Origin of the sequence: Thiohalophilus sp. (assembly GCF_034521165.1) — a bacterium.
Taxonomy (GTDB): Bacteria; Pseudomonadota; Gammaproteobacteria; order UBA6429; family Thiohalophilaceae; genus Thiohalophilus.
Genome location: NZ_JAXHMV010000001.1, coordinates 48,199 through 74,455, shown reverse-complemented (window position 1 = coordinate 74,455; position 26,257 = coordinate 48,199). Strand labels below are relative to the sequence as shown.

24 protein-coding genes are annotated in these 26,257 nt (G+C 57.6%); 16 read left to right on the top strand and 8 right to left on the bottom strand.

Annotated features, from left to right (window positions below; all coding sequences use genetic code 11):
• Positions 1-25: 25 nt before the first annotated feature.
• Both sucD and sucC read right to left on the bottom strand, forming a co-directional pair.
• Positions 26-898, bottom strand: coding sequence for a succinate--CoA ligase subunit alpha (sucD, locus tag U5K34_RS00405; RefSeq protein ID WP_322566559.1), 873 nt, complete (start codon positions 896-898; stop codon positions 26-28).
• Positions 898-2,064: an ADP-forming succinate--CoA ligase subunit beta gene (sucC, locus tag U5K34_RS00400; RefSeq protein WP_322566558.1), complete on the bottom strand. Its 1,167-nt coding sequence runs from the start codon at positions 2,062-2,064 to the stop codon at positions 898-900. The genes sucD and sucC overlap by 1 nt, the downstream gene beginning before the upstream one ends.
• 287 nt (positions 2,065-2,351) lie before the next feature.
• Here sucC and U5K34_RS00395 point away from each other — a divergent pair, with 287 nt between their 5' ends.
• From U5K34_RS00395 to U5K34_RS00360, 8 genes are all read left to right on the top strand, one after another.
• Entirely contained in the window at positions 2,352-2,600 is a 249-nt protein-coding gene (locus U5K34_RS00395) for a PP0621 family protein (protein ID WP_322565144.1), read from the top strand.
• 41 nt (positions 2,601-2,641) lie between these two features.
• Positions 2,642-4,255, top strand: a complete 1,614-nt coding sequence (locus tag U5K34_RS00390; RefSeq protein ID WP_322566557.1) for a sensor histidine kinase — start codon at positions 2,642-2,644, stop codon at positions 4,253-4,255.
• Positions 4,256-4,453: 198 nt separating this feature from the next.
• Positions 4,454-5,806, top strand: a complete 1,353-nt coding sequence (locus tag U5K34_RS00385) for a sigma-54 dependent transcriptional regulator (protein WP_322565142.1) — start codon at positions 4,454-4,456, stop codon at positions 5,804-5,806.
• Positions 5,807-6,084: 278 nt separating this feature from the next.
• Positions 6,085-6,270 carry a type IV pilin protein gene (locus U5K34_RS00380; protein WP_322565141.1) on the top strand — a complete coding sequence of 62 codons (186 nt, stop codon included), beginning with the start codon at positions 6,085-6,087 and terminating at the stop codon, positions 6,268-6,270.
• 39 nt (positions 6,271-6,309) lie between these two features.
• Positions 6,310-6,711 (top strand): hypothetical protein, encoded by a 402-nt coding sequence (locus U5K34_RS00375; RefSeq protein WP_322565140.1) that lies wholly within the window; start codon positions 6,310-6,312, stop codon positions 6,709-6,711.
• A 95-nt stretch (positions 6,712-6,806) separates the two neighbouring features.
• The gene (locus U5K34_RS00370; protein WP_322566556.1) at positions 6,807-7,622 is read left to right on the top strand and encodes a hypothetical protein; all 816 of its coding nucleotides are present in this window, start codon (positions 6,807-6,809) and stop codon (positions 7,620-7,622) included.
• 5 nt (positions 7,623-7,627) lie between these two features.
• Complete coding sequence (locus U5K34_RS00365) at positions 7,628-8,476, top strand: hypothetical protein (protein WP_322565138.1); 849 nt, start codon at positions 7,628-7,630, stop codon at positions 8,474-8,476.
• Positions 8,473-9,408 (top strand): ABC transporter ATP-binding protein, encoded by a 936-nt coding sequence (locus U5K34_RS00360; protein WP_322565137.1) that lies wholly within the window; start codon positions 8,473-8,475, stop codon positions 9,406-9,408. The genes U5K34_RS00365 and U5K34_RS00360 overlap by 4 nt, the downstream gene beginning before the upstream one ends.
• Positions 9,409-9,460: 52 nt before the next feature.
• Here the strand turns inward: U5K34_RS00360 and U5K34_RS00355 are convergent, their stop codons facing one another.
• Complete coding sequence (locus tag U5K34_RS00355; RefSeq protein ID WP_322565136.1) at positions 9,461-10,957, bottom strand: O-antigen ligase family protein; 1,497 nt, start codon at positions 10,955-10,957, stop codon at positions 9,461-9,463.
• 223 nt (positions 10,958-11,180) lie between these two features.
• On the opposite strand from U5K34_RS00355, the gene U5K34_RS00350 reads away from it, so the two are divergent.
• From U5K34_RS00350 to yacG, 8 genes are all read left to right on the top strand, one after another.
• A protein-coding gene (locus tag U5K34_RS00350; RefSeq protein WP_322565135.1) for an IS3 family transposase occupies positions 11,181-12,718 on the top strand; the annotation gives its coding sequence in 2 pieces (ribosomal slippage) (positions 11,181-11,643 and positions 11,643-12,718; 1,539 coding nt in all).
• Between the two features lie 42 nt (positions 12,719-12,760).
• Complete coding sequence (locus U5K34_RS00345; protein ID WP_322565134.1) at positions 12,761-12,895, top strand: hypothetical protein; 135 nt, start codon at positions 12,761-12,763, stop codon at positions 12,893-12,895.
• Between the two features lie 528 nt (positions 12,896-13,423).
• Entirely contained in the window at positions 13,424-15,142 is a 1,719-nt protein-coding gene (pilB, locus tag U5K34_RS00340; protein WP_322566555.1) for a type IV-A pilus assembly ATPase PilB, read from the top strand.
• Positions 15,143-15,162: 20 nt separating this feature from the next.
• Positions 15,163-16,386 (top strand): type II secretion system F family protein, encoded by a 1,224-nt coding sequence (locus U5K34_RS00335; RefSeq protein WP_322565132.1) that lies wholly within the window; start codon positions 15,163-15,165, stop codon positions 16,384-16,386.
• 9 nt (positions 16,387-16,395) lie between these two features.
• A complete protein-coding gene (locus tag U5K34_RS00330) occupies positions 16,396-17,292 on the top strand; it encodes an A24 family peptidase (protein WP_322565131.1) in 897 nt (298 codons plus the stop codon).
• A 29-nt stretch (positions 17,293-17,321) separates the two neighbouring features.
• Positions 17,322-17,921: a dephospho-CoA kinase gene (coaE, locus tag U5K34_RS00325; RefSeq protein ID WP_322565130.1), complete on the top strand. Its 600-nt coding sequence runs from the start codon at positions 17,322-17,324 to the stop codon at positions 17,919-17,921.
• Between the two features lie 213 nt (positions 17,922-18,134).
• A complete protein-coding gene (zapD, locus tag U5K34_RS00320; protein WP_322565129.1) occupies positions 18,135-18,902 on the top strand; it encodes a cell division protein ZapD in 768 nt (255 codons plus the stop codon).
• A complete protein-coding gene (yacG, locus tag U5K34_RS00315) occupies positions 18,899-19,105 on the top strand; it encodes a DNA gyrase inhibitor YacG (RefSeq protein ID WP_322565128.1) in 207 nt (68 codons plus the stop codon). The genes zapD and yacG overlap by 4 nt, the downstream gene beginning before the upstream one ends.
• A 232-nt stretch (positions 19,106-19,337) precedes the next feature.
• Here the strand turns inward: yacG and U5K34_RS00310 are convergent, their stop codons facing one another.
• From U5K34_RS00310 to U5K34_RS00290, 5 genes are all read right to left on the bottom strand, one after another.
• Positions 19,338-19,844, bottom strand: coding sequence for a hypothetical protein (locus tag U5K34_RS00310; protein ID WP_322565127.1), 507 nt, complete (start codon positions 19,842-19,844; stop codon positions 19,338-19,340).
• The gene (locus tag U5K34_RS00305; RefSeq protein ID WP_322565126.1) at positions 19,845-20,792 is read right to left on the bottom strand and encodes a Nudix family hydrolase; all 948 of its coding nucleotides are present in this window, start codon (positions 20,790-20,792) and stop codon (positions 19,845-19,847) included.
• Positions 20,793-21,049: 257 nt separating this feature from the next.
• On the bottom strand, positions 21,050-22,258 hold the full coding sequence (argJ, locus tag U5K34_RS00300) for a bifunctional glutamate N-acetyltransferase/amino-acid acetyltransferase ArgJ (RefSeq protein ID WP_322565125.1): 1,209 nt from the start codon (positions 22,256-22,258) through the stop codon (positions 21,050-21,052).
• Between the two features lie 21 nt (positions 22,259-22,279).
• Positions 22,280-24,991 carry a preprotein translocase subunit SecA gene (gene secA / locus U5K34_RS00295; RefSeq protein ID WP_322565124.1) on the bottom strand — a complete coding sequence of 904 codons (2,712 nt, stop codon included), beginning with the start codon at positions 24,989-24,991 and terminating at the stop codon, positions 22,280-22,282.
• Between the two features lie 80 nt (positions 24,992-25,071).
• Positions 25,072-26,229, bottom strand: a complete 1,158-nt coding sequence (locus tag U5K34_RS00290) for a CapA family protein (protein WP_322565123.1) — start codon at positions 26,227-26,229, stop codon at positions 25,072-25,074.
• Positions 26,230-26,257: the final 28 nt, after the last annotated feature.

The following is a 26,257-nucleotide window of genomic DNA, read 5'->3' as shown; positions in this document are numbered from 1 at the left end:
TTATCTTCTGACAAGGCGGCGACTTTCAAGCGCTGAGTTGCTCCTGCATCAGGCGACCCATCTCGGCCGGGGAACGGCTGACGATGACCCCGGCGTCCTGCAGGGCGGCAAATTTACCTTCGGCCGTGCCTTTACCGCCGGAGATGATCGCGCCGGCATGGCCCATGCGTTTGCCCGGCGGGGCTGTCACCCCGGCTATATAGGCCACCACCGGTTTGCTGACGTGGTGACGGATAAATTCGGCGGCTTCCTCCTCCTCACCGCCGCCGATCTCGCCCACCAGAATCATGCCCCGGGTGTCGGGATCGTTTTCAAACAGCGACAGGCAATCAACGAAATTCAAGCCATGGATCGGGTCGCCCCCGATGCCGATGCAGGTGCTCTGGCCCATACCGTTCTGGGTGGTTTGATAGACCGCCTCGTAGGTCAGCGTGCCGGAGCGTGAGATAATACCGATCCCGCCCGGCTGATGAATGGCGCCGGGCATGATACCGATCTTGCACTGACCCGGCGTAATAATACCGGGGCAGTTGGGGCCAATAAGATAGCTGTCGCTGTCCTTCAAGGCCGCTTTCACCCGCAGCATATCCAGCACCGGGATGCCCTCGGTAATACAGGCGATCACCTCGATACCGGCATCGGCCGCCTCCAGAATCGCATCGGCGGCGAAGGCGGCCGGCACATAGATCATGCTGGCATTGGCGCCGGTCTCACGCACCGCATCGGCGACGGTATTGAACACCGGCCGATCCAGATGGGTGGTTCCGCCCTTGCCGGGCGTGACACCGCCGACCAGTTGGGTGCCGTACTCGATGGCCTGCCCGGCATGAAAACTGCCCTGCTTGCCGGTCAAGCCCTGCACGATCACCCGGGTTGTTTTATCCACCAGTATCGCCATCAGACCTGCCCTCCGGCGGCTTCGACCACCCGGGTGGCGGCGTCGCGCAACCCGTCCGCCGCAATGATGTCCAGGCCGCTTTGCTGCAGCAGCGCCTTGCCCTGTTCCACGTTGGTCCCTTCCAGGCGCACCACGACCGGCAGCGCGAGTCCGGTCTCTTTTACCGCCTGGATAATCCCCTCGGCGATGAGATCGCAGCGCACGATGCCGCCAAAGATGTTGACCAGGATCGCGTTGACCTTGCTGTCGGAGAGGATCAGCTTGAAGGCTTCGGCGACTTTCTCGGCGGTGGTGCCGCCGCCCACATCGAGAAAGTTGGCCGGCGCCCCGCCGTGCAGCTGGATCAGATCCATGGTCGCCATCGCCAGCCCGGCGCCGTTGACCATGCAGCCGATATTGCCGTCGAGGCTGACGTAATTGAGCCCGTGCTGGTGGGCGCGGTTCTCGCGCTCATCTTCCTGGCTGGCATCGCGCAGGGCCTGTAAATCCGGGTGTCGATAAAGGGCGCTGTCATCAAGATTGATCTTGGCATCCACCGCCAGCAGCTCGCCGTCACCGGTCAGCACCAGCGGGTTGATCTCCACCAGGCTCAGATCGTTGTCCATGAACAGCCGGTACAGGCCCTGCATGATGGCCGTCAGGGACTTGAGCTGTTTTTCCAGCCCCAGGCCGAAGGCCAGTTGCCGGCATTGATACCCCTGCAGCCCGGCGGCGGGATGAACCGGCACGGTAAGAATTTTCTCCGGCGTCTCGCGGGCCACCGCCTCGATGTTCATGCCGCCGGCGGCGGAGGCCATGAACACCACCTGCGAAAGCGCGCGGTCCACCAGCATGCCCAGATAATACTCCGCGGCGATGTCGCTCGGGCTTTCGATCAACACCTGGTTGATCGGCTGCCCGTCGGGGCCGGACTGGCCGGTGACCAGCCTGGAACCCAGCAGCCGGTTCGCCGCGGCTTCCAGCTCGTCCGCCGAGGCGGCCCTGACCACCCCGCCGGCCTTGCCCCGGCCGCCGGCATGCACCTGGGCCTTGACCATCCACGACCCGCCTCCCAGCTCGCCGGCGGCGGCCCGCGCCGCCTCGACCGATTCGGCGACCCGCGCCTCGGGTACCGGAATGTGATAGCGGGCAAACAGTTGCTTGGCCTGAAATTCGTGAAGATTCATATTGTTATTCGGCAGGGAACCAGCGTCTATTCTGGAACATTCGGGGGGTGGACGCAAAACCTTGTCCGGGGCTAACGACTCGCCCGGCAGGCGTCACCGGTTGCCGGGGTTTGGGATGCAATCTGTTAGGTTGTAGGAGGCCAGCCCTCTGGCCGATGGGTTGAGGATGGTGCGATCGTCGAGGGTGAATCGCCGAGGTGGCTCGGCTCCTACAAAATACGCCCGGGGTATCCCGCCCTGATCTGGGTTATCATGGGGCAGTTACAAACTTCGATACAGGATATTCCATGCCCGGACTTCTGCGCGTTATCGTCCTTGCCCTGCTGATCTGGCTGGTCATTCGTCTCTATCAACGCTTCAAGGCCCTGGCCCGGGCGCGCAGCACAAATTCGTCGAAGCCCGGCCGGCCCGTTGAAAACCCCGTTGAAAACATGGTGCGCTGCGAGCAGTGCGGCACCCATGTCCCGGAAAAAGAGGCGCTCAAGCGGGACGGTCATTACTATTGCAGCCGCGCGCATCTGCCTCACGACAGCTGACATCCGGCGCCGGCCTGATGCGCTAACATGACACCGAACGAATGCAACCTTTCCCGTTTGCCCATGCCGAGAGTGAGGCGCAGATCTGGAAGCCGCTGGCCCTGCTCAATCTCTATCGGCTGTTAATCAGCGGGCTGTTCACCGGGCTGTTCTACAGCGATTATCTGCTGCCCCCGCTGGCCAGCCACGATCCGGTGCTGTTTTATGCCGTTTCGCTGATCTATTTTGCGCTGGCGATCATTTTCATTGTCCTGATCAGTAATCGCTGGCCGCGGTTTGAACTCCAGATCTACCTGCAGATTGGCACCGACATCCTTGCTACCACACTGCTGATGCATGCCAGCGGCAGTATCAGCAGCGGCCTCGGCACCCTGCTGATCGTCACCGTGGCCGGCGGCAGCATCGTCATGGGTGGCCGGCATCCGCTGATGTTCGCCGCGCTGGCCACCCTGGCGGTACTGGGCGAACAGTTTACTGCCCAGTTTGTCGGGCTCGGGGAGCCCAACACCTACACCCAGGCCGGCATTCTGGGCCTGACGCTGTTCGTCACCGCCCTGGCGGTTCACGGCTTTGCCCGCCGCATCCGGGAAAGCGAGGCGCTGGCCCAGCGCCGCGGGCTGGACCTGGCCAACATGTCGCAGCTGACCGAACACATCATCCAGCGCATGCAAACCGGCATCATGGTCATCGATGAGGCGGATCGGATCCGGCTGATGAACGAATCGGCCTGGTACATGCTCGGCATGCCCTCGGCTACCCACTACAGCCGGCTGGCCGATCTCTCGGCACCACTGGCCGATCAGGCGCAACGCTGGCGGGCGGATCCGGCCGCCGAGATCGAGATGATCCAGCCCTCGGCGGAGCACCCCCGGGTCATGCCGCGGTTCGCCCGCATCGGTCAGGCGTCGGGCAGCGGGACCCTGATCTTTCTGGAGGATGCCACCGCCATGGCCCGCCACGCGCAGCAGTTGCAACTGGCCGCGCTGGGGCGCCTGACCGCCAGTATCGCCCACGAGATCCGCAACCCGCTGGGCGCCATCAGCCACGCCGGGCAGTTGCTGGGCGAATCGCCCCAGCTGGACGAGCACGACCGGCGCCTGACCGGCATCATCGGCGATCAATCCCGGCGTATGAATACCATCGTGGAGAACATCATGCAGTTGAGCCGCCGCGATCATTCCACTCCGCGGCTGATCGAACTGAACCATTTTTTGCCGAATTTCCTCCGCGAGTTCGTCGCCGGGCAGGGGCTGCGCCCGGAGCTGATCGGCCTCAACATCGATTCAAGCCCGTTGCGAGTCCGGTTTGATCCGAGCCAGCTGGAGCAGATCCTCACCAACCTGTGCCAGAATGCGGTGCGCTACAGCGAGGACTACCCGGGATTTCCCAAGGTGGTGATCCACGCGGCCCTGACCGGGGAATCGGCCCGGCCGTTTATCGATATTCTCGATCACGGCCCGGGTATCGATCCGCAAATCGCCGCCCACATCTTCGAGCCCTTTTACACCACTGCCACTTCGGGCACCGGGCTGGGGCTGTATATCTCACGGGAACTGGCCGAAGCCAACCAGGCCCATTTAAACTATGAACCGGTCGCTACCGGCGGCAGCTGTTTCCGGATTACCTTTCAGGATCCGCGCCGGCAGATGCACTGACGACACAGGGACGAGTTACGAGGAACGAGTGACGAGGAAAAACAACAGGCGTCATTCCGGGCAAGCCAGTGTCTGACGACACAGGGGTGAGTAACGAGTGACGAGGTCCAGAGCTGTATCCCCTCCCCTTCCAGGGGAGGGTTAGGGAGGGGTGATCAATTCAACACCTCAGTAAATAAAACGATTTCAAGGATTACCGTGACCGAACAACCACTGGCACTAATCGTCGACGACGAACCGGATATCCGCGAGCTGCTGGAGATCACGCTCTCGCGCATGGGCGTGGACTGCCTCAGCGCGGAAAATCTGGGGCAGGCGAAAACGCTGCTTACGCAGAATACGTTTGATCTCTGTCTGACCGATATGCGCCTGCCCGACGGCAACGGCATCGATCTGATCCGCCATATCCAGCAACAGTACCCTGATCTGCCGGTGGCGATGATCACCGCCCACGGCAATATGGAATCGGCCATCGAGGCCCTCAAGGCCGGGGCCTACGACTTCGTCAACAAGCCGCTGGACATCAACGATCTGCGCAGCCTGGTCACCACCGCCCTCAAGCTCGAACGACGGCCTGCCTCTAAAAGCCCGGCCGAACCGGGGCAAACCACCCTGCTGGGCGACTCGGCGGTGATGCAGCAGATTCGCCAGACCATTGCCAAGCTGGCCCGCAGCCAGGCGCCGGTCTATATCAGCGGCGGCTCGGGGGTCGGCAAGGAGCTGGCGGCGCGCCTGATTCACGAACAGGGGCCGCGCCGCGACCAGCCCTTCGTGCCGGTCAACTGCGGCGCCATTCCCGCCGAGCTGATGGAAAGCGAGTTCTTTGGCCACAAAAAAGGCAGCTTCACCGGGGCCAACGGCGACAAGGCCGGCCTGTTCCAGGCCGCCCAGGGCGGCACCCTGTTTCTCGACGAGGTGGCCGACCTGCCCCTGCACATGCAGGTCAAACTGCTGCGCGCCATCCAGGAAAAGGCCGTACGCCCCATCGGCAGCCAGCAGGAGATCCATACCGATGTGCGCATCCTCAGTGCCTCGCACAAAGATCTGGGCCAGCTGATTCACACCGGCGAGTTTCGCCAGGATCTCTATTACCGGATCAACGTCATCGAACTGCACCTGCCGGATCTGGCCGAGCGGCCCGGGGATATCCCTTTACTGGCGGACCATTTTCTGCAGCGCATCGCCGCCGACTGGCAGGTGGACGTTCCCCGCCTGAGCGACGATGCCCTGCAGGCGCTGCAAAGCTATTCCTTTCCCGGCAACGTCCGGGAACTGGAAAACCTGCTCGAGCGGGCCATGACCCTGTGCGAGGACAACCGGATCGACGCTGCCAGTCTCAACCTGCCTGCCAACCACACCGCCACGACCAGCAACCCCGCCCCGCACGCTGCCGAAGAGCGACCGCTGGACAATTCCCTGCAGGAACAGGAAAAAGAAGCCATCCGCCAGGCCCTGGAACAGACCCGCTACAACAAAACCGCCGCCGCCCGGCTGCTGGGACTGAGCTTTCGCCAGTTACGCTATCGCATCAAGAAACTGGGCATCGAATAACCCGTGACCTGACACGAACTGACCGTTCGTGTCAGAAAGTGACAAAACCGGTCACCTCGAAGTGACATAGCGGTGAAAACATCACCACTCAGACCACATCGCCAGGCGCCCGGATTTTTTACAAGTCATTGTAATTAAAGAACAAAATACGCCATCAAAAATTTTGTGATCGGGTCGATACCCATGTGGCACGCATACTGCTACAAGATACCCAACAAACGGCAAGCAATTGCCGCATACGGTTTTAAAACCTACCACCTGAAATATGGGAGAACGAAATGAAAGCGAAAAAAGCTATGAAGGGCTTCACCCTGATCGAGCTGATGATCGTTATCGCCATCATCGGCATCCTGGCCGCCGTGGCCATTCCGCAGTTTAACGAATACCGCGCCAAGGCCAATGACTCTACGGCCCAGGCTGACGCTAAAAACATGCTGACCGTGATGCTTGCCAGCAAACGGTAAACAACACAGTACTGTCAGAGAATCTTAAGGAGATTGATCATGAAAAAATTACTCATTACGCTTGGCGGCATTGTCGGCATTGCATTTTCAACATCTGTTTTCGCCGCAGACGATACTGATGAAGCCATTGCCGCTGACCAGATCGGAAACGGCGAAGGGACACAACAAACAATTCAAGTTGGTGACTGCTCACTGTTGACTGAAAATGTCTCAATTAACCTTTCCAGCGGTGTCGCCGGCGGCTACCACTGTGCTACAGCCAGCAACATTATTGCTGTGGGTACCTGTCATCCCAATGGCCGTAACGATGCCAGCAACAATAACTACATTTACACAGGCAGCTCTGCAGGTGGCTCAGTAGTTGGTTCTCAGGATGCAAACTGCGATTCAGCAGGCAGCGCTGCAGCAGGTGCAGCTGGTACGGTGGCCACATCGAGCTGATATAGTCAGTAACAACTGTTCGTGATATCAAATCAAAGGGAGGCACTTGCCTCCCTTTTTTTTATGAACAACGATTTTTGTGATACATTTTGCTTATGAAATACTTGGCCCCTGACTTCGTAACCGGCCTTTGGCTTGCGTGGCGTGCGCGTTTATTCACAGTCCTCTTCTGGATTGGCATGGTCCTTGTGGTTGCAACATTACTCGGCGCGCAATTCAGCGGTCGCCAGCCAGCTACTGTCGCATTGGATATTGGCCTGTCTGTCATACGACTGGGATTACCGTTACTGATCATATTGTTAATGCAGGAGCTATTCACACGAGAATTTGATCGACGCTACTATCTTACTTCACTAACAGCACCGCAACCTCGTTCTCATTTTTTACTCGGACGCTTCTCCGCACTAATTATTCTCACATTTGGCGCAATAATAATACTCGGCATTATTCTTGCCGCCCTCGTCGGTTATCTAAGTTATTATGGTTACCAACAGTCTACACCCGTAGATCTGGGCTTAGGATATGTAGTTACACTTGTATTTACAGCTATAGACCTATTCGTGATCGCCACGTTGGCTCTGCTGATTTCGATAGTAGCTGTAACACCCAGTTTCGTACTCATAGGCACCCTGGGTTTCCTGCTGGTTTCCCGCTCTTATTCTGGCATTATTGCCTTGCTAGAGAACGAACGCTACGTGGTAGATAACCCCGAGCTATATCGGGGCTCATTAGGCATTTTATACTACTTGTTACCTGATCTTGGCGCTTTAGATGTGCGGCGTATCAGCTTGTACAGCAAATGGGAGTTTCTGCCGGCAGACTGGCCTGGTTTAGTATTAAGCACACTTGCCTATGCACTTGCATTGCTGGCGCTATCAATCTGGTTACTTGGACGTAAACAATTTAACTAACTTATATGTGGCAACATCATTTATCTTTACTCGCCAGTATTCTGTTTGCGCTAATATTTTTTTTTGGCAATATAACGGGACCAGGCGACATATCTCGTACGGAGCACTCTCTCGAAGGACAAGTGGTAATTACTGCCCCTGTACAACTACTAATATTTGCTGGTGACCGCTTTCTGGCAGCCAATTTGGAGGCGATACGCAGCGCAACCATTACTCTTGACGACAGTAATGATCGGGAACGTGCTGTTTATCGTCTTCGTTCACATAGAGTGGTCGCCCAACTTAATCCCTGTCATGAAGACAACTATTACATGGGTAACGCTGTACTTACCTGGGGAGGAATGGAAGAAGCAGGAAACGACTTATTACAACGTGCGACTGAATGCCGTTTCTGGGATGAATATCCACCTTTTTTTCTCGGCTTTAATCAATATTTCTTTTTTCATAATATCGAGGAAGCACAAAACGAATTAGAAAAGGCCGCCAAACGTTCAACGAACAATTCTTCAGTCTTTCGCAAACTGGCGATTATGATTAACGCCGAAGAAATGAATGATGAGCAAATGGCTATTAATTATCTTAGTAATGAAATTAGAACAGCCCAAGATCCCAAGTTGCGGGAGATGCTCGAAAAACGCCTAGTTCGGTTACAGGGGCTCGTCACACTACGTAAAGCTCAGAATACTTACGAAGAAGAAACCGGCGAATCATTGGACAACCCGAAACAGTTAATAACTCAAGGTATTCTACATAATTTCCCTCAGGACCCACTCAATTTAGGCTATGAATTTATCAATGGTGAATTTCGTCTGCGGACCCATAAGATTCAGGGGATAAACGAGGGAGACTTATGACTTCAGTATTGGAATTCGACTCCGTCTCTAAATCATTCAGCAAGGGCCGAAAAACCGTCCATGCTTTACGTGATGTTAGCTTTTCTATCCCTAAAGGTGAAGTCTTTGGTTTTGTTGGCCCTAATGGTGCAGGCAAATCTACCACTATCAAAATCATGCTCGATATCATCAATAACTATCAGGGAGAAGTTCGGATCCATGGTATTTCTGCTCGCCTCGCTGAATCCCGTAGTGGTGTATCTTACCTGCCCGAGTCACCATCATTATATGAACAATTTACCCCTTTAGAAATCCTGCGTATGGCGTTGCGCCACTATGGTATAAAACGCAGCGATGATAAGGAATGGTGTGGATACTGGCTGGAACGTTTATCCTTGACGCCTTACGCCAACCGGCGAATTCGACAGCTTTCCAAAGGTAATGTGCAACGTACTGCTATAGCCCATGCAATGGTAGTAAAACCCCGTTTACTCGTGCTTGATGAACCGTTATCCGGACTTGACCCGATAGGGCGAAAGGATGTGATCGAACTATTGTTTGAATATAAACAGCAGGGTGGCGCAATATTTTTTACTTCTCACGTATTACATGACGTCGAACGCATCGCTGACAGATTCGGGTTCATTAATGAAGGTACTCTTGTAACTACACGTTCACCGAAGGAGCTTTTGTCAAGTTATACAGCCCGCTTTATTGTCAGGTACCAGATTGACGAGAACATAACCAGCGGGGAACAATTACGAAAAGGCGAATATGAAGAGGAAATTGAACAGGCAGATATGGCTGCTTGGCTCGTCGCACTAAACCAAAAAGGCGGGCAACTGATTGAAGCCAGGCCAGCAACATCCCTTGAAACTACTTTTTTTCGTATTTTAGAGGAACCAATACAGAAAAATAACCAGAAATCACAAAATGATCGTCACAACAGCTAGATAAAAAGTACATCCAAAATATCAGCTTCATGGATAGCACTAGAATATAATCTTACAATTCATAATACTCAACGACGAACTGAAAATCAGCCACAGCTAGAATCATAAGTAACAGCAAAACAAAAAACAGCAGCCCGTAATAAACTAATCGGCCATCTTCTTTGCGTACCCCATCTGATTTCAAGTCATCTTTAACAGGCATCATCATTGCTAAAAATAATGCAAAAAACATCAGCGAGTAACGTTGATACAATATCCCGTCATATCCTGAGGCAACCAGCAACATCAGCACTCCCCACAAAGGGATTAATGCATATGATTCACCTTCCTGAGCTGCGTTGACATTCATGAAAGTCCGCCACAGCATAGCCCCGCCTAACAAAAAAAATGCCACTGCACCCGGTATCCCCCACTCTAGCGGCGCCTGGATATGCACACCATGCGGATGGAGAGTCAGCGGAAACCCTTTGCCACAGCCATATCGAAAATTGTTCTGCCCTATCCCGAAAAAAGGATTATTTTTTATCTCATTCAAACAGGTCAGCCACATCTCTATCCGCTTCGACGGTGTTTTTTCCACTTCTATCAACGTCGAAAAGTCTTCTGGTACCCACAATAACTTCCCTATTAAATAATCTATACCATAACCGCCGGGGATAAGCAGTGATCCGAAAGCGCCGATGAAACAGGTGATAGCCACAAATAGTAAAAGTTGTTTGCTTTGCCTGAATCCTCCGTTAAGAAAAATAATTAACCCTAATGACACAAAGAATGCGACCAGCGGCCCCCTTCCTCCTGCCCAAAAAATCAAAGCCCATGCAACAACAGACAATACAGCCCCAATCCATAATGCTGCTTTCCCATAATAATGCCCTAAACCCACTCCCATACCAGTCGCCACAACTAAACCGATGGCAAAATAATATCCCAAATGACGAATATTTCTAAATCCGACTTCATCAAATGTTGCAGCAAAATTGATTTCTGGATTATAATTTTCGAACAGAAAATACGACCCACCAAAAAACAAACAATAAAAACAAAACCCTAGAAGAATAACCCATAGCAATATTTCTCTGCTGTATTTAAATTTCCGGATGAGCGCGTAAACCGAGAAACTAAACAACACTAAAGTTAAATGCTCTGCATATGTATACAAAGCCAAGAGCGGTCTTATAGCATCAACTGCAGAAAATAATGACCACACTCCCCAGTACGCAGCTAATGCAACCAAAAGACCAGGAAAGTTTTTCACAGAAGGGAAAGTGATCTCGCGATTTAAAATCACTAACACAACAAACGCGAGTTCCAAAAAAAATAGTTCTCTTTTATAAATAGTCTTAACATGAGGTTGATGTAACCCCTGCATCTCAGCAAAAAATGCCACGATCAGCACAAGCACGGTTATTGAGAGGAAGAAAAGCGGTTGTTTTTTTAATTCTTCTGCCAATCGCATTAAATAATCTGCCTTGTATAACTGGCCGTTAACAAAATAGCGACTCGTATAGTGTCTGTACTGGCCCTCGCCCAGCATGCCCGCCGCTTTCACGTACAAACCAGGGGAAACACGGAAAATTAATTCTCAATTTGCCGCCAGCGATGCCGATTTTACGGGATAGTAGTTTCCGCAGATTTCACAGAAAATTACCACAAAATATTATAATATTAAAAACAGGGTATTACACTATCGAGGCACACCCCCTGTGTCAGGATAGTTGTCGCCTCTTCTGAATCAGAAAGTAACCAAGACAGGGGGTGGAAAGCGACGAGAAATGCCCCGTTATTCAGAAGAACGCAAGGCTGCCGTGATGTGCATGCTGTTGCCCCCGCAAAACCGAAGTGTAGCCGATGTGGCTCGAGAGGAAGGGATCAGCGAAATGACCCTGTATAATTGGCGAAAACAAGCCAGAGAACAGGGGGTCCCGGTGCCGGGAAACGGAAAACAAAGCGACGACTGGTCGGGTGAAGCGAAGCTGGCGGTGGTGGTGGAGACCGCCGGCCTGAGTGAAGCGGAGCTGAGTGAGTATTGCCGTGGTAAGGGGTTATACCCCGAGCAGGTGAAGGCCTGGCGCACGGCCTGTGAGACCGGAGCGGACCAGGCGGCCAGTCGGCGACAGGCTGAGAAGGCCCAGGCCCGCGAGGATAAAAAGCGTATCAAGGAGCTGGAGCGGGAACTGCGGCGCAAGGACAAGGCGCTGGCAGAGACCGCCGCGCTGCTGGCCCTGCGAAAAAAGTTGAACGCCCTCTGGGGGGACGACGAGGAAGGATGACCTCGCTCCCGGAGCGGCGCAAACTGGTGGGTTATATTGAGGAGGCGGTGAGCGCTGGAGCCCGCAAGGCGCGGGCCTGCAAGGAAATCGGCATCACTGTACGCACTCTGCAGCGATGGACCCAGGGTGGGGAAGTTCATGCCGACCGACGGCCTGATGCTATCAGGCCCGAGCCGGCGAACAAGCTCACGCCCGAGGAGCGCGAGCGTATCCTGACCGTGTGCAATGAACCCGAGTTTGCGTCACTGCCGCCGAGCCAGATCGTGCCGAAGCTGGCGGACCGGGGTGAATATATCGCCTGTGAGTCGAGCTTCTACCGGGTACTGCATGCGGCGGGCCAGCGGCATCACCGGGGCCGGGCCCAGGCGCCGAAGAAAACGAAGGCGCCGACCACGCATGTGGCCGACGGGCCGAACCAGGTGTGGTCGTGGGACATCAGCTGGATGCCCAGCCGGGTGCGTGGACTGTTTTGGTACCTGTACCTCATTGAGGACATCTACAGCCGCAAAATCGTCGGCTGGGAAGTCCACGAGCGAGAGGCCGGCGAGTTGGCCGCACCGCTGGTGCAGCGCAGCGTGCTGGCCGAGCGGTGCTTTCGCCAACCGCTGGTCTTGCATGCGGACAACGGCAGCCCGATGAAATCGCAGACGCTGCGGATCAAGCTGGCGGATCTGGGCATATCGCCGTCATACAGTCGGCCGCGAGTGAGCAACGACAATGCGTTTTCCGAGTCGCTGTTTCGGACACTGAAGTATTGTCCGGCCTGGCCATCGCAGGGATTTGCCACGCTGGAAGAGGCTCGTGACTGGATGCTGAAATTTGTCGACTGGTACAACAACCGCCACTGCCACAGTGCGCTGAAATTTGTGACGCCGGCGCAGCGGCATCGAGGCGACGACCGGGATATCCTGAAACAGCGTGATCGGATCTACGAGCAGGCCAAGGTGCGGAACCCGCAGCGATGGTCCGGCAGAACGAGAAACTGGGTAGCGGTAGGACCGACGGCCCTCAACCCTGAGCGGGTGCAGCAAGCGGCTTAAGAACGGAAAAGGCGACAACTATCTTGAAAAACACCGCACATCATGTACTACAAAAAACTGTTCGCCTCCACCTCGATCAAACTGATGATGAATGTCGCCATCATCGGGATTCTGTCCGGGATCGCGATTCCTGTCTACAACAGTTCTCTCACCGAGAGCCGGATGACAAATGCGTAGTAAAACATGGCCGCGCTCGAGCTGGTCCATGAGGACTTTTATCTTGACTACAACAGCGACTTCTCCGGGAACAGTAACGCGCCCTGAAAACCGCCAGCGGTGGACCGTGGGAAGTCCAGGGCACGACTGGGAAGTGAGTTTTGATTACGAAGTGGATGTCAACAGCAGCACCTAATACCATTCCCACCACCGACAAGTCCGACACCCCGGTCCAGGTAAAACGCTCACCGACAGCCACTAGTAATCCGATAAATACAATTAAAACAATAACTTGGGGTTCACTTGCTTGATATTATTCACCACCGCTCCCGGCCAACCCCGTCGCGCGAGGATAAATTGGGCTTGACAGGTAGACCTGCCTAAATTAATACTTTTCCATCAATAACTTATAATTATTATTTCAGGCTGTTTCATTGGGCCTGTATCACGTTTTCCGCACACGGCCTCAAGCCTGCGCCGATCGGCGTCGATACAGTCTGACGAAACGGATATACTGATTACCCTGCTGTCATACCGGATTTGAAAAATATGGCCACCCCCGGCGTACAAATGCAATTAAGCGGCCTGGCCCGCAAGCTGGTGCAGGACGGGATCCTCTCGGATGCCGATGCCCAGAAAGCGTCCACCGATTCCATCCAGCAGAAGATGCTGTTCGTCAGCTATCTGGTACAGAAAGGGATGGCAGACGCCAGAAAAATCGCCCAGGCGGCGGCCGACGAGTTCGGCGTGCCGGTGATGGATATCGATGTCGTCGACATCGAGCCGGACACCATCAAACTGGTCAAGGAAGAGCTGATACGCAAACACCATACCCTGCCGCTGTTCCGGCGCGGCAACCGCCTGTTCGTGGCGGTCTCGGATCCCACCAACCTGCAGGCGCTGGACGAGATCAAGTTCCACGTCGGCATGACCACCGAGCCGATTCTGGTCCAGGACGACAAGCTGAGCAAGACCATCGACCGGGCCATGGAAGCGGCCGATACCGGCCTCTCGGCGCTGGCCGGCGACGATGATCTCGATGATGTGGAGTTCAGCGATGATGAGGCCGCCGCCGGCGAAGCCGTCACCGAATCCGATGCCGACGACACTCCCGTGGTGCGTTTCGTCAACAAGGTCCTGCTGGATGCCATTAACAAGGGCGCCTCGGATATCCATTTCGAGCCCTATGAGAAAAGCTTCCGGGTCCGTTTCCGTCAGGACGGGATATTGAAAGAAGTGGCCGCCCCGCCGGTGGGGATGGCGCCGCGCATCGCCGCGCGCCTCAAGGTGATGTCACGCCTGGACATCTCCGAGCGCCGCCTGCCCCAGGACGGCCGGATCAAGCTGAATCTTTCCAAGACCCGGGCCATCGACTTTCGTGTCAATACCTGCCCGACCCTGTTCGGCGAGAAGATCGTCATGCGTATCCTCGATCCCACCAGCGCCCAGATGGGGATCGATGCGCTCGGTTATGAGGAAGAGCAAAAACAGCTCTATCTGGAAAATCTCCATAAACCCTATGGCATGATTCTGGTCACCGGCCCGACCGGTAGTGGTAAAACCGTCTCGTTGTATACCGGGGTCAACATCCTCAATCAGCCGGATGTGAATATCTCCACGGCCGAGGATCCGGTGGAAATCAACCTGCCGGGGGTCAACCAGGTCAACGTCAATACCAAGGTAGGTCTTGATTTTGCCCGAGCCCTGCGCGCCTTCCTGCGCCAGGACCCGGACATCATTCTGGTGGGCGAGATCCGTGACCTGGAAACCGCCGAGATCGCGATCAAGGCGGCCCAGACCGGCCACATGGTCCTTTCCACCCTGCATACCAACGACGCGCCCCAGACCCTCAACCGCCTGATGAACATGGGGGTGCCTCCCTACAACATTGCCTCGGCAGTCAACCTGATCATCGCCCAGCGCCTGGCCCGGAGGCTATGCAACAACTGCAAGGAGCCGCAGGATATCCCCCGCGAGACGTTGCTGGAGGAAGGCTTCACAGAAGAAGAAATTAAGACCGGTTTCAAAATTTACGGTGCCAAAGGCTGCGATCAATGCACCAACGGCTACAAGGGCCGACTCGGGATCTATCAGGTGATGCCGATCTCCGATGCCCTGAGTCGACTGATCATGGAAGGGGCCAATGCCATGCAACTGGCCGACCAGGCGGAAAAAGAAGGTATACCGGATATCCGCAAATCGGGGCTGAAAAAAGTCAAGGACGGACTGACCAGTCTGGATGAGGTCAACCGTGTCACAAAAGACTAACAAACTAAGGTTAAAACACCATGGCACAGGCTGCTGCTAAACAGGATACCTTCCTCTGGGAGGGTAAAGACAATAAAGGTCAGACAGTCAAGGGCGAAGTCACCGGTCAGAGTATCGCCCTGGTCAAGGCCAACTTGCGCCGCCAGGGGATCAACCCGAAAAAAGTCAAAAAGAAACCCAAACCTCTCTTTGGCGGTGGCGGCAAAGTCAAGGCAGCGGATATTTCCATCTTCAGTCGCCAGCTGGCCACGATGATGTCTTCGGGGGTACCGCTGGTACAGGCGTTCGATATTATCGGCCGGGGTCATGAAAACCCCGCCATGCAAAAACTGCTGCTCGGCGTCAAGGCCGACATCGAAAGTGGCAGCAACCTGTCCGAAGCCTTGGCCAAGCATCCTTATCATTTTGACGATCTGTTCTGCAACCTGGTACGCGCGGGGGAACACGCCGGTATTCTGGACGATATCCTGGACAAGATTGCCCTCTATAAGGAAAAGACCGAGGCGATCAAGGGCAAGATCAAAAAAGCTATGTTCTATCCCACCGCGGTCATCGTGGTCGCCTTCCTCATCACCGCAATTTTGATGCTCTTCGTTATCCCTGAATTCGAGAACCTTTTTTCCGGTTTCGGCGCCGATTTGCCCGCCCTGACCAAATTCGTGGTCAATATGTCGGAAATTTTCCAGCAATACTGGTGGGCGATATTTGGCGGCATCATCGGTGGTGTTTACGCCCTGATACAGGCCAAGAAGCGATCGAAAAAATTCAATGTTTTTCTCGACAAGGTATTGATCAAGATGCCGATCCTCGGCCCGATCCTGAACAAGGCCGCCATCGCCCGGTATGCCCGGACCCTGGCCACCATGTTTGCCGCCGGTGTCCCCCTGGTCGAAGCCATGGAATCGGTGGCCGGCGCCGTCGGCAATGTAGTCTACGGTAACGCGGTATTACGCATGCGCGATGAAGTCGCCACGGGAACCCAGCTGAACGTCGCCATGAAGTCCGCCAACCTGTTTCCCAATATGGTGATACAGATGACCGCCATCGGCGAAGAGGCCGGCTCCATGGACACGATGCTGTCCAAGGTCGCCGACTTCTATGAAGAAGAAGTCGATAATGCCGTGGACAGTCTCAGCAGCCTGCTGGAGCCGATCATCATGGTCTTTCTGGGAGTGCTGATCGGCGGCCTGGTCATTGCCATGTACCTGCCGATCTTCCAGATGGGTAAGGTCGTCGGCGGCTAATTCAACTTCATGAGCTATCTCCAGCTGCTGCAGGACAGCCCGGTGTTATTTTTGGCCGTGGTGTTTCTGCTCGGCCTGATCGTCGGCAGTTTTCTGAACGTAGTGATTCTGCGTCTGCCGTTGATGCTGCACCGCCAGTGGCAGGGTGACTGCCTGGAGTATCTGACTGAACATCACCCCCACCAGCTCAAAACCGGGCAGCCGCCGGCGGAAAGCGGCCCGTATAATCTACTGACCCCCGCCTCGCGCTGCCCGCATTGCGGCCACGCCATCCGCGCCTGGGAGAACATCCCGGTCATCAGTTATCTGCTGCTGCGCGGGCGCTGCAATAATTGCCAGACCCCCATTTCAGCCCGCTACCCGATCATCGAACTGGTCAGTGGCCTGCTGGCGGCGCTCACCGCCTGGCAGTTCGGTGTCACGCCCACGGCCGTCTTCGCCATAGTACTGACCTGGGCGCTGATTGTGCTGACGATGATCGATTACGATCATTTTTATCTGCCCGACAATATCGTGCTGCCGCTGTTGTGGCTCGGGCTGCTGCTCAACAGTCAGGGGCTTTTTACCGATATCACTTCGGCCCTGTTCGGAGCCATGGCCGGGTATCTGGCACTGTGGAGCGTTTATCAGCTGTTCAAACTCGTGACCGGCAAGGAAGGCATGGGCTATGGCGATTTCAAGCTGCTGGCGATGCTCGGCGCCTGGCTGGGCTGGCAGATGTTGCCGGCCATTATCCTGCTCTCCTCGCTGGTCGGCGCCGTGGTCGGCATCGCGCTGATTCTGTTCAGGCAACATCAGGCCGGCAAACCGATTCCCTTTGGTCCCTATCTGGCGGCCGCCGGCTGGATCGCCCTGCTCTGGGGGCCGCAACTCAATCAGGCCTATCTGAACTGGCTTCAGGGCTAGTACCGTGACCCATGAGGCACGGAACTAGAATGTTGATCGTGGCGCTGACCGGCGGCATCGGCAGCGGCAAATCGACCGTCGCCGATGCCTTTGCCCGACGGGGTGTCCCGATCATCGACACTGATGTCATTGCCCGGGAGCTGGTCGCGCCCGGCCAGCCGGCGCTGGCACAAATCGCGGCGCACTTCGGTGACAGTATACTGACGGCGGACGGCCAGCTCGACCGGGGCGCGCTGCGCGCTATCGTCTTCGCCGATCCCGCCCGGCGCCGGGCGCTGGAGCAGATCCTCCACCCGCGGATCCGCGACGAAGTCCGGCGCCGGCTCGACGGGTTGCAGGGGCCATACTGCCTGGTGGTCATTCCCCTGCTGGCCGAAACCGGCGACTACCCCTTTGTTGATCGGGTGCTGCTGGTGGAGGCGGACGAGGAGACCCGGGTCCGCCGCACCATGGCCCGCGATCAACTCTCACGCGAGCAGGTCGCGCAGATCCTGGCCAGCCAGAGTAGTCGCGACCAACGTCGCGCCCTGGCCGATGACCTCATCGATAACAGCCGCGACCTGGAACAACTGGAACAGCAGATCGATACCCTGCACGAAAAATATCTGACGCTCGCCGGGACACACTGAATATGCACCGCGAATACCCAATCATCACGTCCAAAAGATTGCTTCGCCTGGCTCGCAATGACCAAAAATAGTGATGTCATTGCGAGGAACAACGTGACGAAGCAATCTCTCTGGACAGCCATTCGGAACACCTATTTAGATCCCCCGTTTTCGCCACCGGGGCTTTCCAGTAAGATAAGGCCACATTCATCCTCAAGCGGTTGATCATTTCACGTGGATAATCCGATCGTTTACGAGCAACCCCTGAACGAACGCATCCGCACCTACCTGCGGCTCGAGCACCTGTTCAAACAGGCAGCCTATACCCTGCGCGGCTTTTCGGTCTGGGACTCGCGCGCCACCGTCAATGCGTTGATCGATATCCTGGAGATCGTCTCCCGGGGCGAGCTCAAGGCGGAAACCCTCAAGGAGCTGGATCGACTCCAGGCCGCGCTCTCCCGTCTGCGCGACATGCCCGGCGTGGATCGCGAGCAACTGAATACCATCCTCTCCCAGCTGGATGCCGCCCAGAAGGAACTGCATGGCCTGCAGGGCCACCCCGGGCAAAGCCTGCGCGACAATGAACTGATAGCCAGCCTGCGCCAGCGCGGGACCATCACCGCCGGCAGCTGCAGTTTCGATCTGCCCGGCTATCACTACTGGCTGCAGCAGGATCCCGAAGTGCGCATTGCCAAACTGGAGACATGGTACGAGGAGCTGAACACCATTCTCAAGCCGGTCAGCCTGATCCTCGGGATCCTCCGCGAGTCGGCCGACTCCCGCGAGGTGGTGGCGGAAAAAGGCTTTTATCAGCAAAGCCTCGACAGCCAGACACGGGCGCAGCTGCTGCGGGTCACGCTCGACAATTCGCTGGACTGCTACCCGGAGATCAGCGGCGGCAAACACCGCTTCAGTGTCCGTTTTGTGCGCCCCGGCGACAGCGGGCGCCCGGTACAGATGGACGGGACGGTCAACTTCCAGCTGACCTGCTGCACCCTATGAGCCGTCTGGTCGTCAAATGCCCGACCTGCGGCAAGCCGGTGAGCTGGGATGAAAACGCCAAATGGCGTCCCTTCTGCAGCGATCGTTGCAGGCTGATCGATCTGGGCGAATGGGCCAGCGAAAGCCACCGCATTCCCGGGGATCGCAAACTGCCCGATGAGTTCATCGACGAACAAACCGATCCGGACGAAGATAAGGACTAATGCTGAATTTTGAATTTTGAATTTTCAGCTACTGAGTGCTGAAAGACCGGGAATCATCACATAGGCTTCGCCAATGTGACCTGCGGCTGATTACTAAGTACTGAGTACTGAGTTCTGAGTTCTGAGCCGGTAGGGTGCGTTCTACGCACCGATTTCATCGCAGAAACGGGTGAAAAGGTGCGTAGAACGCACCCTACAGATGTTTTCCTCGTCACTCGTACCTCGCCCCTCGTTACTGTTGCGGGGCGCGCGTAACGTTTAATGGAAACACCGCTTCATAACGTCGCTCATCCCTGTCCAGTTGCACCGTTACTTGCCAATCCACGCGCCCCGTAACACAGAGGGGTAACAGTAACTCGCCCTGCCAGATCCCGTCTCCGGCCGGCGACAGGTTGAAGCGGTTGCGTCCCATGTCCATGCCGGTCATCGCCAGGTCCAGCGTGACCCGATCGAGTTGCGTGGCCCTGGCCAGGCGCAGCTCGGCCGCGAAGCGTTGCATGTAATACGCCCCGTCGGGAAAGCGCAGAGTGATGTCGCCCAGATCCGGATGCGTGGCCCGACAGGCCCCCGTTGTCTCCCGGCAGGCGATCGCCGTCACCGGCATCGACACAGTTTTGGCCGGTGTGGCCGGAGCAGTATCACGGTCAGTGTGGTAGATAGCGACCCAGCTGTAACCGCCGGCAAGGGCGATCAGCACGACCAGCAGCAACAACCCACCTGTTTTGACCCACGGTGACATTTACGCGTCTCCTTCAACAAACACTCGAATTCCGGCGATGCCCTGCCCGCCATACTGTCGGGCCAGGATCACATCACGGCGCTGCATGCCGCCCAGGGCGTACACCGGAAACGCGGCCGCGTCGGCCAGTTCCGCAAAGCCGGCCCAGCCCAGTGGCACCGCATCGGGATGGGTTCGGGTCGCCTGCACCGGGGCCACAAATGCGAAATCCACCTCCAGCCGGGTCGCCTCGGCCAGCTCGGCCCGGTTGTGAACCGAGGCCGACAGCCATTTGTCAGCTGCAACCGGCCGCGAGCTATAGCGTGACAATGTTGCCGAGGGTAAATGAAAGCCATCCACCGGCAGATGGGCGAACTGCGGCGGATCGGCATTGAGCAGGACCTGGCAACCATGGGCATGGCACAGGGCCAGCGCCTTGCGCGTCAGGGCATCGATCCGATCCGCGGCCAGCTCCTTGAGCCGTAACTGAACCAGGCGCACGCCCTGTTGCAGGCTTTTTTTGAGCACGGACAACCACTGTTCCTCGCTCTCGAGCGGCGGGGTAATCAGGCACTCGGCAGGCAGGCGCAGGGCGTTCACGATCGGCCGGTTGGCGGCCGGCATGGCATAGTCGTTCAGCCGGGGTGGCGCCACCCAGCGCACCGGCTGCCCCTCGCGCCCGTGCGCCTCGCCGCTAAAGGCCCGCACCGCACGGACATCCAGCACGACCCTGCGATCGGCATAATCATGCGGGATGCGAATCAACGGCTCGCTGTGACTTACCGTAATCCCCACCTCCTCATGCAGTTCGCGGGCCAGAGCCTGTTCCACCGTCTCGCCGGCTTCGATCTTGCCGCCGGGAAATTCCCACAATCCCCCCTGATGACGATGCTCCGCGCGCCGGGCCAGCAATACCTCGCCGGCCGCGTTGTAAATCACACCTGCAGCGACATGAATCACTTCAGACATCGTCGTGAATAACCGTTCCGGGAAGCAAGTCGCCCCATTTTTTCAGAGCGGGAATTAAACGCAGAGGACGCGGAGTCGCAGAGTCGCGGAGTAAAAGGGTTTCTGGCGTTAAAAAAATTACCTCATTCATTAGTATTTGACTGAAATTTTGAGAAGCTTGCAGGTGTTTCAACTTGGAATTCTCCGCGCCTCTGCGACTCCGCGTCCTCCGCGTTATATCCAGCGCCGCTGGCCAACATGACCTGATCGACGGATTGCTAGGTTCGGTATTCGGCGTTGATGCGCACGTAGTCGTAGGAGAAGTCGCAGGTCCAGACGGTGGCCGTGGCATCGCCGCGCTGCAGATCCACGGTGACGGTGATCTCGTCCTGATTCATCACCCGCTGGCCCTGTTCCTCGGTATAGCCGGCGGCGCGTCCGCCCGCCTCGGCCAGCAGCACGTCGTCCAGCCACAGGCTGACGCTTTCGACATCCAGTTCCGCGAGTCCGGCCCGGCCGACCGCGGCCAGCAGTCGGCCCCAGTTGGGATCGCTGGCGAAAAAGGCGGTCTTGACCAGCGGCGAATGGGCGATCGTATAGGCCACAGCCAGGCATTCGGTCTCGTCGCGTCCGCCGTTGACCACGAGATTGATCAGTTTGGTAGCCCCTTCGCCGTCGCGCACGATGGCCCGGGCCAGTGCCACACAGACATCCTGCAGGGCCTCGGACAGCGCTTTGGCCTCGACACTGCCGGCGGTCACGTTGACGCCGCTGGCCCCCGTGGCCGCCAGCAGACAGGCATCGTTGGTGGAGGTGTCACCGTCGACCGTGATCCGGTTGAAGGAGTGGTCCACCGCCTGCTGCAGCAGTTCCTGCAGCAAGGGCGCCTCGAGCGCCGCATCGGTGGCGATAAAGGCGAGCATGGTCGCCATATCCGGGCGAATCATGCCGCTGCCCTTGGCCATCCCGGTGAGCGTGACCGTGCGCCCCGCCAGGGTGAGCTGGCGGGAGACGAGTTTGGGGACGGTGTCGGTGGTCAGGATGCCGTGGGCCGCCTGGTCCCAGCCCGCCGCACCCAGCGCCGCACAGGCCGCCGGCAGGCCCTCGGTAATCCGTGTCACCGGCAACGGCTCGCCGATCACCCCGGTGGAGAACGGCAGCACCTCCTGAGTCTGACAACCGACCTGCTCGGCCAGCGCCGCGCAGCACTGACGGGCATCGGCCAGGCCGGCCGCGCCGGTGCCGGCATTGGCGTTACCGGTGTTGATCAGCAAATAGCGCGGCTGGCGCTGTTGCAAATGCTCGCGGGCGACGCTGACCGGGGCGGCGCAAAAAGCGTTGCGGGTGAAGACCGCGGCCGCCGTGCTTCCCGGGGCCAGCGCCATCACCACCAGATCGCGACGGCCCGGTTTTTTGATCCCGGCGCACGTCGTACCCAGCCGGATGCCGGGCACCGGTTCGAAGGCGGGATTGTGGGCATCAGCCATCGACGCGACTCCGTGACGGCGTCAGCTCAGCTTGCCGTGGCACTGTTTGTACTTCTTGCCCGAGCCGCAGGGGCAGGGTTCGTTGCGCCCGACCTTGCGCCCTTCCCGGACATAGGGAGTGGCGGCCGGGGCCGGCGCGGCGGCGGGCTCTTCCTCGCTCATGGCGCTGATCTCCCGATGCTGGAACTCCATGGCGTCGGCGTGTTGTTGCTGGCGGCGTTGCTGCTCCAGCGCATCCACGTCATCCTCGCTGCGTACCCGCAACCGGCTGAGAATGGTGATCGCCTCCTGCTTGATGCGATCCAGCATTTCCGTAAACAGCTGGAAGGATTCACGCTTGTATTCCTGCTTGGGGTTCTTCTGCGCATAGCCGCGCAGATGAATGCCCTGACGCAGCTGATCCATCATGGCCAGGTGTTCACGCCACTGCCCGTCCAATACCTGCAGCATCACCGCCTTTTCAACCTGGCGCATGACTTCACTGCCGACGCTCTCTTCCTTGGCGGCATAGGCCGCTTCGATCTCGGCCAGGACTTTCTCGCGCAGGGACTCTTCATGCAGACTGGCGTCCTCTTCCAGCCACTGGCGGACCTCCAGCTTGAGGCCGAACTCCGCTTCGATCATCTCTTCCAGGCCCGGCAGATCCCACTGCTCCTCGAGGCTCTGCGGCGGCACATACGGAGTGACCATGTTGTAAACCACGTCCTCGCGAATCGCCTTGACGGTGTCGCTGATGTCTTCGGCCGACAACAGTTCGTTGCGTTGCTCGTAGATCACCCTGCGCTGGTCGTTGGCGACATCGTCATATTCCAGCAGCTGCTTGCGCAGATCGAAGTTATGGCCCTCGACCTTGCGCTGGGCATTTTCGATCGCCCGGCTGACCCATGGATGTTCGATGGACTCGCCCTCTTTCATACCCAGACGCTGCATCAACCCGGAGACCTTCTCCGAGGCGAAGATGCGCATCAGGCTGTCTTCCAGGGACAGATAAAAGCGCGAGGAGCCGGGATCGCCCTGGCGTCCGGAGCGACCGCGCAACTGGTTGTCGATACGCCGCGACTCGTGGCGCTCGGTGCCGATGATATGCAACCCGCCGGCGTCCACCACCTGATCGTGGCGCTGTTGCCAACCCTGGCGATGCTGTTCCAGCGCCTGTTCGTCCGCGGCTTCGAACTCCGCCAGTTCCGCGTCCAGGTTACCGCCGAGCACGATATCGGTACCGCGGCCGGCCATGTTGGTGGCGATGGTCACCGCGCCGGGGCGCCCGGCCTGGGCGATGATCTCGGCCTCGCGGGCATGCTGCTTGGCATTCAATACTTCGTGCTGAATCTGCTCTTTTTGCAGCACACCGGAGAGCAATTCCGACACTTCGATCGACGTGGTGCCGACCAGCGCCGGTTGGCCGCGCTGCTTGCAATCGCGAATGTCATCCAGGATGGCCTGAAACTTCTCCTGCTGGGTAAGATAGACCTTGTCCACCATATCCTGGCGAATCATCGGCTTGTGGGTCGGGATCACCACCACTTCCAGCCCGTAGATGGTCTGGAACTCGTAGGCTTCGGTGTCGGCGGTCCCGGTCATGCCCGACAACTTGTCGTAGAGCCGGAAAAAGTTCTGGAAGGTAATCGAGGCGACGGTCTGGTTCTCGCGCTGGATCTCCACCCCCTCCTTGGCTTCCACCGCCTGGTGCAGCCCGTCGGACCAGCGCCGGCCCGGCATGGTGCGCCCGGTGAACTCGTCGACGATGACCACTTCGTTATCCTGCACGATGTAATCCACATCTTTCTGGAACAGCACATGCGCGCGCAGCGCGGCGTTAACATGGTGCAGCAGGCCGATGTTGGCGGCATCGTAGAGACTCTCGCCCTCTTCAAGCAGCCCGACTTCGGTGAGCAACTCTTCCACATGCTGGTGGCCTTCCTCGGTCAGGTAAATCTGCTTGTTCTTTTCCTCGACGCTGTAGTCGCCGGGACCGTCTTCCTCTTCCTGTTTGGTCAGCTTGGGAACCAGCGCGTTGATCTTGTGATAATGCCCGGAACTGTCTTCGGACGGCCCGGAGATAATCAACGGTGTGCGGGCCTCGTCGATGAGAATCGAGTCCACTTCGTCGATTACGGCAAAGCCCAGCTGACGCTGGAATTGCTCCTCCTTGCTGAACGCCATGTTGTCGCGCAGATAATCAAAACCGAACTCGTTGTTGGTGCCGAAGGTAATATCCGCGGCGTAGGCGGCTTTCTTGTCTTCAAACGGCATGCCGGAGCCGATGGTGCCCACCGACATCCCCAGAAATTCGTACACCTTGCCCATCCACTCGGCATCACGGCGGGCCAGATAATCGTTGACGGTCACCACATGAACGCCGGTTTGTGGCAGGGCATTCAGATAGCAGGCCAGGGTCGCCATCAGGGTCTTGCCTTCGCCGGTGCGCATTTCGGATATCTTGCCCTGATGCAGCACCATGGCACCGATCAACTGCACATCGAAATGGCGCATCCCCAGCGTCCGCACCGCCGCTTCGCGCACTACGGCGAAAGCCTCCGGCAACAGGTCGTCCAGTTTCATCCCGTCGGCCAGCCGCTGGCGAAATTCGACAGTTTTGTTTTGCAGCTCGGCATCGGAGAGGGCCTGCATGTCCGCTTCCAGCGCGTTGATGCGCTCGACGGTTTTACCCATCTGCTTGACCAGGCGCTCGTTACGGCTGCCGAAAACTTTTTTCAGGAATGGTTTGAACATAAATTTGCCTGTTGCAAGCTTTGGTGTAAGGGCTCACTTACTGGTTGGAGTATTGTGCCTGGAAAAATCTTTTTCCTGCTTTAAAACCGGGTATTGTACCGATCGTCGCGGGTTTTGTCCGCTTTCAGCGCAAACGGAACGGACAGGGGATAGAGATGGCCCCGGTGATCGAAGGCCAGCGAGGCGCGCGGGAAATCCTGCTGCGACAGGCGTGCGATCAGCCCCGCGGCACGCCGCTGCGCATCCCGGACCGGTCCCTGCGGGCGCTGCTGGACAAACGAATGAATCCGCCCCTCGATAAAGCGGCCCCGCGAATCCAGCCGCGCCTCGAGTAACGGCGCCAGACCCTTGCGGCCGCTCACGCTCATCCCCTGATAGGTGGCGAAATTCCCCAGGCTGTAGGCAATCAACCGGCCGCGGTAGAGCTCCATTGCCCGCGGCACGTGGGGACCGTGGCCGATTACCAGATCGGCGCCGGCCTCCACCGCCCGACGCGCAAAGGCGACCACATCCCCGCGCCGTTCGCCGTAATAGTGCTCTTCGGCAAAGGGCAGATGCAGGGCCTCCTCCCCCTCGGCGCCGCCGTGGAACGAGACCAGCACAATATCGTGCCGACGCTTGAGCGCATTCACCAGGGCGACCATGCGCGCCGTATCCAGCATGTCATGCGAGTCGATAAACGGGGCAAACGCGATGGCCGCCACCCGCAGTCCGTTAACCGTCCAGCTGGCGACATCCCCCCGGCGACCGGTATGCCGGATGCCGTGGCGGCGCAAGATCTGCATACTCGCCTCGCGGCCCGCCTCGCCGAAATCCCGGGCATGGTTGTTGGCCAGGCTCATGAGGGTAAAACCGGCTTGTTGCAGGTGCGCGGCATAGCGCGCGGGGGAGCGAAACAGGTAACAGGCCGCGGGATTCTGACAGGTTTTCACCGGCTCGCCGCCGTCCATCAGCACCCCTTCCAGGTTGCCAAAGGCAATATCGGCCTCACGCAGCACCGGTGCGACCTCGCGTAACAGCTCGGCGCCGTCTTCGGGCGGCAATCGGGGGTACGGAAAGTCGGTGCCCAGCATCACATCCCCGACCGCCGCAACGGTCAATACGCTGCGAGACGGCTGCGGATGCGGCTGCGGTTCGGACTGTATTTCACGGGTCGGTTCGGAGGGTGTTGTCGAGCAGGCCGCCAGCAACAACGCCGGCAGGAGGGCCCAAAACGGCAACAAACGACTGGCGGACATACGGATTAGCCGTCAGCAGGACGCAACA